The sequence below is a fragment of the Micromonospora sp. GCM10011542 genome, assembly GCF_042650685.1.
Classification (GTDB): domain Bacteria; phylum Actinomycetota; class Actinomycetes; order Mycobacteriales; family Micromonosporaceae; genus Micromonospora.
Genome location: NZ_JBHSBO010000018.1, coordinates 1 through 7,893 on the forward strand (window position 1 = coordinate 1; position 7,893 = coordinate 7,893).

4 protein-coding genes are annotated in these 7,893 nt (G+C 74.8%); all 4 read left to right on the forward strand.

Annotated features, from left to right (window positions below; translation table 11 throughout):
- Positions 1-319 precede the first annotated feature (319 nt).
- The 4 genes from ACFOW4_RS06020 (at position 320) to ACFOW4_RS06035 (ending at position 7,811) form a co-directional block, all read left to right on the forward strand.
- Positions 320-1,276, forward strand: a complete 957-nt coding sequence (locus ACFOW4_RS06020) for an ATP-binding cassette domain-containing protein (RefSeq protein WP_377525256.1) — start codon at positions 320-322, stop codon at positions 1,274-1,276.
- Entirely contained in the window at positions 1,273-3,507 is a 2,235-nt protein-coding gene (locus ACFOW4_RS06025; protein ID WP_377525257.1) for a YhgE/Pip family protein, read from the forward strand. Before ACFOW4_RS06020 ends, ACFOW4_RS06025 begins: the two co-directional genes overlap by 4 nt.
- A gap of 66 nt (positions 3,508-3,573) precedes the next feature.
- A complete protein-coding gene (locus ACFOW4_RS06030) occupies positions 3,574-4,167 on the forward strand; it encodes a TetR/AcrR family transcriptional regulator (RefSeq protein ID WP_377525259.1) in 594 nt (197 codons plus the stop codon).
- Between the two features lie 92 nt (positions 4,168-4,259).
- Positions 4,260-7,811, forward strand: coding sequence for an ATP-binding cassette domain-containing protein (locus tag ACFOW4_RS06035; RefSeq protein WP_377525260.1), 3,552 nt, complete (start codon positions 4,260-4,262; stop codon positions 7,809-7,811).
- Positions 7,812-7,893: the final 82 nt, after the last annotated feature.

A 7,893-nucleotide genomic window follows, 5' to 3' on the forward strand; every position in this document is an offset into this window, starting at 1 on the left:
AACGGCATGCGCTGTCACCGGCCCCACCAAGAACCCACTAACCCGACACAAGATCCATATTTTATGCCTCAGAGTCATCGCACTCATCGCGCAAACCTCCGCACGGCAGCGCGAAACCCGTTGCCGATCATAGGACGGCGGGCGCCGGAGGCAGTCGATCAATCGCCGCGACGAACGGAAGGCGACGGCCCGATATGGCCGGGCCGGGTGGGTCATGACCGGGATCACCGTTGGTGGGAGGCATCGAACAGGACGGGCGGCGTTAAGCTGACCATGTTTTCATACTGACTAGTCAGTTCAATAAGTGTGGGATGGAGCGATGGTGGTCGTCGAGGCGAGCGGGCTCGGCCTGCGTACCCGCCGGGGTTGGGTGTTCCGGGACGTCGACCTCGCCGTCGGGGCCGGAGAGCTGCACGCGGTCACCGGCCCGCCGGGCAGCGGGCGGACGTCGCTGCTGCTCGCCCTCGCGGGGCGCTTCCCGACCAGCGAGGGACGGCTGGTACGCCACGGCTCGGCCGCACTGGGGCAGGTGGCCGGGGTGCACGAGCCCGATCCGGAGTTGACCGTCGCGGAGCACGTGGCCGAGCGGCTGCTGTTGCTCGGTCGGCGCGCGCGCCTCGGCGGTGAGCGCCGGCGTCGGGCGGCACCGCTGGCAGCACTGCGCTCCGGTCGACTCGGCAGATCCGGGAGCGGTGCTGGTGCCCGCTCCCGGCGGACGTACCGAAGGGACGCGGTCGCGGCCGCGACCGACGGCGCTGGCCTCGGCGGGGAGGTGGCTCTCGATCCGGCCACCCGTGGGCGCGACCTGACCCCCGTGCAGCGCCAGGTGCTCGGCCTCGTGCTGGCCGCCCTGGCTGGACCGGACCTGATCGTCGCGGACGACATCGACGCCGGCACGGACGGCGTCGAACGCGCCTGGCTCTGGGCCGTGTTGGCCAGGCTGGCCGAGCAGGGCTACGCGGTGGTGGCCAGCGCCCGCGCGGTGGAGCCGGGGACAGCGGCGATCGTGCACCGGCTCGGCGAACCGTCGCCCACCCCAGCGCCCGCCCCGCGCTCGGCGCGCGCAGATCACGCGACCACCGGCCCCGTCGCCGCCAGCGCCGGGATCGCCGCCAGCGCGGGCGCCGGGACTGCCGGGATCGCCGCCAGCGCCGGCACTGCCCGGATCCCCAGCAGCGTCGGGAGCGGCGACAGCGCTGGGAGCACCCACAGCGTCGACAGCGCCGGGATCACGGACCGCGTCGACAGTGGCCAGTACTCCGAGGGGGATCGATGAGTGCCGCCCGACTCGCCTGGTTCGAGCTGCGTCGGATGACCCGGGGCCGGCTGCCGCGCGCCGCGCTGGCCGTGTTGACCGTCACCCCGCTGCTCTACGGAGCGCTCTACCTCTACGCCTTCTGGGACCCGTACGGAAAGCTGGACCGCATCCCGGTCGCGCTCGTCAACGCCGACCGGCCGGCCACCGCCGGTGACGGGACCGTGGTGCACGCCGGGCAGGACCTCACCGACGAGCTGATCGACCGCCGGGTGTTCGGCTGGCAGGTAACCGATGCCGGGGACGCCGCCGCGGGATTGCGCAGCGGCCGGTACCACCTGGTGTTCTCCATTCCGGCGGACTTCTCCGCGACGCTGGTGGCCAGCCCGGAGCCGGACCAGCCGGCCCGTCGTGGGGAGTTGAAGGTGGTCAACGACGACGCCACCAACTACCTGTCCGGCCTGCTGGCCCGCTCGGCGTTCAGTGAGATCCGGGCCGCCGCCGCGGAGAGCACCGCGGAGGGCTACTTCGCCAGGATGCTGGTGGGGTTCACCGACGCCAAGGCGGAGACGGCCCGGGCCGCGGACGGCGCCGGTCAGCTCGCTGACGGGCTGGGCACGTCGCGGGACGGCGCCGGTCAGCTCGCCGACGGGCTCGGCACATCGGAGGACGGCGCCGGTCGGCTTGCCGACGGGCTGGACAGTTCGGCGGCCGGGGCGGGTCAGCTCTCCGCCGGCCTGGACCAGAGCGCGCGGGCCGCGGACCAGTTGGCGGACGGGCTCGGCGAGCTGCGGACCGGCGCGGCGCAGCTGGCCGACGGCACCGCGCGGGCGGCCACCGCGACCCGTGCCGTGGCGGCGAAGGTGGACGGTGCGGCGGCGAAGGTCGAACCGGTGCTGCGGGAGAACGCGGACCGGATCGAGAAGTCGGCGACCGCCATCGCCGACGGCGCGCAGGCGCTCGCCGACGGGCTGGACGCCCTGCCGCAGCGGGCGCGGGCGGCCCTCACCCAGGCCGAGAAGGTCCGCGACCGGCTCGACGCCCTGGTGGCGGCGCACCCAGAGCTTGCCGACGACCCGAACGTCACCGCCGCCCGGGCGGCGGCGGACGCCACCGCCGAGGCGGCCCGGGCGGTGGTCGGTGGCCTGGACCGGGCCGACCTGGCCGCGCTGCGGGACCGGATGGCCACCGTGGCGGCCACCGCGCGGCAGATCGCCGACGCGGCACCGCACCTGGCCGACGACGTGGCCGCCGCGCGCGGCAAGGTCGACGAGTTGGCCACCGGGCTGGGCACCCTCGCCGACGGCAGCGCCAAGCTGCGCGACGGCCTCGGCGACGCCGCCTCCGGCGCGGACCAGTTGCGCGGCGGGCTGTTCCGGCTGGCCACCGGCGCCCGCGAGCTCGCTGGTGGGCTCGACCAGCTCAGCAGCGGCAGCGACCGGTTGGCCGAAGGGCTGGTCCGGCTGGAGAACGGCGCCGGTGATCTGGCGTCGGGCCTGACCCGCCTGAACGGCGGGGCCGGCGACCTCGCCGCCGGCCTGAGCGCGGGCGAGGAGAAGATCCCGGGGTACGACGACGCGGACGCCCGCGCCGGCATTCTCGGCGACCCGGTGTCCCTCGACCGCTCGGCCCGCCATCCGGCCGGCTCGTACGGGGTGGGCTTCGCCCCGTACTTCCTGGGGTTGGCGCTCTGGGTGGGCGCGATGATCACGTACATGCTGCTGCGGCCGGTCAACCGGCGGCACGTGATGTCCGGCGCGCCCGCCGGGCGGGTGGCGCTGGCCGGCTGGCTGCCGGCCGCGGCGGTGGGGCTCGCCCAGGCCGGGGTGCTCTTCGCGGTGGTGACGCTGGTGCTCGGGCTGGACCCGGTGCGGCCGGCCGCGACGCTGGGCCTGCTGGCGCTGGTCTCGCTCGCCTTCACCGCGATCATGCAGTGGCTCGGTGCCCAACTCGGCCCGGCCGGCCGGCTCGCCGCGCTGGCCCTGCTGATGCTCCAGCTCACCTCCTCCGGCGGGACGTACCCGGTGCAGACCTCGCCGGGCTTCTTCCAGGCGCTCCACCCGTGGCTGCCGATGAGCTACGTGGTGGCCGGGCTGCGGCACACCATCAACGGCGGTTCGGGTGGCCCGGTGGTCACCGGGGCGCTGGTGCTGCTCGGCTTCGGGGCGGCCGCGCTGGCCCTCACCACCGCGGCGGCCCGCCGCTCCCGCCGGCTCACCCCGGCGAAGCTGCACCCGGAACTGACCATGTGAGGATGGGCCCGAGCCGAAAGCGGCCCGGGCGGCGGCGGTGCCGGTCGAGGTGGACGGAGTGTGCGCGTGACGGACGGACGGTCGAGGCGGCGGGAGGACACCCGCCAGCGTCTCTTCGTCGCGGCGGTGGAACTCATCGCCGAGCGGGGCTTCTCCGCCACCACGGTGGACGACATCGCGGCCCGGGCCGGGGTGGCCAAGGGCACCGTCTACTACAACTTCGAGTCCAAGACGGTCCTGTTCGAGGAGCTGCTGCGGCACGGCATCGGGCTGCTCACGGCCCAGTTCCGGGCGGCGGTCGCCGGGCTGCCGCCGCGCGCCGCGCTGGCCGCCCTGGTCCGCGCCGAGCTGGAGTACATCCGCCGCTACCGCGCCTTCGCCCAGCTGCTGCTCTCGGAGATGTGGCGGACCAACCGGGAGTGGCAGCAGACCTTGCGGCTGCTACGCGGCGAGGCGATTGAGGTGATCGCGGAGACGGTGCGGGCCGGCGTGGACAGCGGCGACCTGCCGGCCGACCTGGACGTGCCCACCGCCTCGTCGGCGCTGTTCGGTGTGGGCCTGGTGGTGGCGGTGGACTGGCTGGTCTTCCAGCCGGACCGGCCGATCTCCGACGTGCAGGAGGCACTGCTCGGCATCGTCCGCCGGGTCGCCCAGACCTGACCGAAGCCCTGCTCAGGGGCGTAATTCGGTTGTAGCGACGGGTCGGTGCCGGCAGGCTGGACACTCCGCCACCCACGTCCGGAGGACCGACCATGCGCCTGCTCCGTGATCTGTGGGGCACCTCGCCGCGCCGGATGACGCTGGTGGCCTGCCTGATCGTGCTCGGCGCCGCCGGTCAGGCCGGCGCGTCGGCGCTGGCCGGCCCGGTGCTGCTGCACCGCTCGACCGGGTTCTTCACCGTGCTCGCGGCGGCGCTGGTCGCCGTGGTGCTCAGCGACCTCGCGGTCAGCCTGCTGATGGCCGGCGCGACCTCCGACTGGTCCGCCGACGTCCGCCGGCGGCTCTGCCGGGTGGCGCTCGGGCAGGACCTGCCCACCCTGGAGACCACCCCGGTCGGCGAGCTGCTCGACCGCATCGACGGCGACGTCTACCAGGTCGCGTCGGCGGTACGCAACGAGGGCACCCGGCTCGCCCAGGGGCTCTGCGTGGGCGTGCTGTCGGTGGTCGTCGCGCTGGCCGTGTGGTGGCCGGCCGGGATCGCGATGCTGCTGCTCACCGTGGTTCTCGCCGTCAGCCTGCGCCGACCGACCGCGCGGATCGCCCCGGCCCGGATGGCCGAGGAGGAGGCCTGGTCGGACCTGGCCGCGGTGATGGAAGAGGCCGTCCACGGCCAGGACGACGTCCGGACCAGCCTGGCCCGGCCGTACGTGCTGCGGCTGTACGCCCAGCGGGCCGCCGCCGTGCTGTCCCGGGGCAGCCGGGTCTGGGTGATGTCGGCGCGGGTGACCACGATCGCCGCGGCGACGATCCGGGGTGGGATCGGCGTGGTGGTGCTCGGCGGCGCCTGGGCGCTGGCGACCGGCCAGATCGACGCCGCCCGGTTGACCGCCGTCTGGCTGCTCGCCCTGGCGTTCGGCGCCACCGTGGAACATGTCAGCCGGATGGTGCCGGAGCTGCAGTACGCGCTCGGCGCGTGGGCCCGGGTGCAGCTGCTCCAGGACGCCCGGCAGGAGCCCATCGGCGGGGCCAGCCCCACCGACGGCGACCTGCGCATCCGTGACCTGACCTTCGGGTACCAGGTCGGCGACTCCGAGGGCACCCGTGGTCCGGCGCTGCGCGGGGTCAGCCTGACCTTCGCCCGTGGCCGCTCGTACGCGCTGATCGGCCGGACCGGCTCCGGCAAGTCCACCCTCGCGAAGGTGCTCACCCGGGCCGTGGACGTGCCGGCGGGAACGGTCTTCCTCGGCGGCACCGACCTGTGCGACCTCGACGTCGAGCAACTGCGCCGGTGGGTGGCCGTGGTGCCGCAGCGCACCGAGATCCTCGCCGGCACGCTCGCGGAGAACGTCGCTCTCTTCGACCCGGCGCTGCTCGACGCCGCCGCCCGCGCGCTGGACGAGCTGGGCCTGGCCGGCTGGATCGCCGAGCTGCCCGACGGGCTGCGGACCCGGCTGGGCGAGGGCGGTCACGTGCTCTCCGCCGGGCAGGAGCAGCTGGTGGCCTTCGCCCGGATCCTGGTCCGCGACCCGCACGTGGTGATCCTCGACGAGGCCACCGCACGGCTGGACCCGGTCACCGAGGCGCGGGTGCAGCGGGCCACCGAGCGGCTGCTGCGCGACCGGATCGGTATCGTCATCGCCCACCGGCTCTCCTCGGTACGCCGCTGCGACGAGGTGGTGGTGCTGGCCGACGGGGCGGTGGTCGAGGCCGGCCCGCTGGAGGGGTCGACGCGGTTCGCCGAGCTGCTGGCGACCAGCCACGCCGCCGCGTACGCCGGTGCCGTGCCTGCGGGTCGCGCCGCCACCGATCTGCTCCCCGGCCCCGCCGACGCGTGGCCGGCCCCGCCAGCGGCGGCCGACCCGCCCCTCGACGGGCGGTGGCCGGATCAGCGCGGGGAACGGCCGGACGGCGACGGGGACAACACCGTCGCGCCGACGCGGGCCGACCCGCCGCCGCTGCCGCCCACCCCGCCGGCCCGGACGCTGCGGGAGATCGTGCGGCTGTGCTGCAACGACCCCCGGTACGGGCTGGCGGCGGTGGCGCTGTTCCTGCTGGTCACCCTGCTCGGGCTGGACGGCCCGGTGCTGCCCTGGCTCTGGGCCGACCTGGTCGACGGCACCGGCGGGCCGTACCTGCCGGCGCTGGGGATCGTCGCCGGGCTGCTGGTCACCCTGCCGGTGCCGTACTACACCGGGGTCTGGTTCCCCCAGTGGTGGGTGGGGCAGATGCTGCGGATCAGCCTGCGCCTGGTGCACGGGCAGACCGGGCCGCGCCGGGTCAGCACGCACACGCCGGCCGAGGTGGTGGCACAGGGCGGCGACACCGAGCGAGTGGTCCAGCTCGCCGACAACGTGCTGGACCAGTCCGTCGCGGTAGTCCTGTTGCTGGCCATGACGGCGGTCTCCGGCAGCCTCGTACCGGCGCTGTTCTTCGCCGGCACGATGGTGGTCTCCGGGCTGGCCGCGACGCTGTTCGGGCCGAAGCTGGAGCGTTCCGCGCGGGCCACCGTGGCGGCGCGGGCGGCCTTCGCCACCGCGCTGGTCTCGACGCTGTCGGCGGCGCGCACGGTGAAGTTGGCCGGGGCGACCGGGGCGGTGCTGCGCCACCTGGCCGACCTGGACGTGCGGCGCAGTGACCGGCAGCGCCGGGAGATCAGCGTGCAGGTGTGGTCCCGCTCCACGCCGTCGCTGGCCAGCGGCCTGCTGCCGATCGCGGCATGGGCGCTCTACCTGGCCGGCGAGCTGTCCGCCGGCGCGGTCCTGGTGGCCGTCGCGACCCTCTCCGCGGCCCGCTGGTTCGCCTGGACCACCGCGTCGTTGATCTCCCAACTGCCCTCGGCGCGGGTGTGGACGCGGCGGACGGTGGCGATGACCGGGGTGGGCGCGTACTCGGCGGCCGTACCGGCGGTGGACCTGGTCGCCGGGGCGGCACCCGCGCCGACGCCGCCGCCCCGGCACCCGCTGCGCCGGTTGGAGCTGCGTGGCTTCGGCGTGGTGCACTCCGACGGCGCGGTGGCGGTGCGGGACGTCGACCTGACGGTGCAGCGGGGGCAACTGGTGCTCGTCGTCGGGCCGGTCGGCTCCGGCAAGTCGTCGCTGCTACGGGCACTGGCCGGGATCGTGCACCACACCGGCCTGCTGAGCTGGAACGGGGAGCCGGTCACCGAGCCGGAGCTGTTCCTGCGCCCCAACCAGGTCGGCTACGTCGGCCAACTGCCCCGGGTGCTCTCCGGGACGGTGGCCGACAACGTCGCGCTCGGCCACCAGGTGGACGCGGGTGCGGCGGTCTCGACCGCCCAGCTCGACCACGACCTGGCCGCGGCCGGGGGCGGGCTGGGCCTGCTCATCGGGCACAAGGGCACCCGGCTCTCCGGAGGGCAGTTGCAGCGACTGGCCCTGGCGCGGGCGCTGGCCCCGCGTACCGAACTGCTGGTCGCCGACGACGTGTCGTCGGCGCTGGACGTCACCACCGAGCTGGCGCTGTGGCAGGCGTTACGCGAACACGGGGTGACCGTGGTCGGCTCCACCGCGAAACGCGCGGCGCTGGTCCGCGCCGATCACGTGGTGGTGCTGCTGAACGGCCGGGTGACCGGGCAGGGGCCCTGGCGTGACCTGGAGGGCGACTGGTCCCACCTCGCCGGCTGAGCCTGTAAGGAAGGGCCCCCTGTTAACGCCCTTCGGTTCTAGGGATCGTTGCAATGCCTGACTTTGATCAGGGGTTGTTGTG

Bases quoted from the DNA above. Each gene is read 5' to 3' on its own strand.
- ACFOW4_RS06020 (WP_377525256.1), top strand. From the start codon at position 320: ATGGTGGTCGTCGAGGCGAGCGGGCTCGGCCTGCGTACCCGCCGGGGT.
- ACFOW4_RS06025 (WP_377525257.1), top strand. From the start codon at position 1,273: ATGAGTGCCGCCCGACTCGCCTGGTTCGAGCTGCGTCGGATGACCCGG.
- ACFOW4_RS06035 (WP_377525260.1), top strand. From the start codon at position 4,260: ATGCGCCTGCTCCGTGATCTGTGGGGCACCTCGCCGCGCCGGATGACG.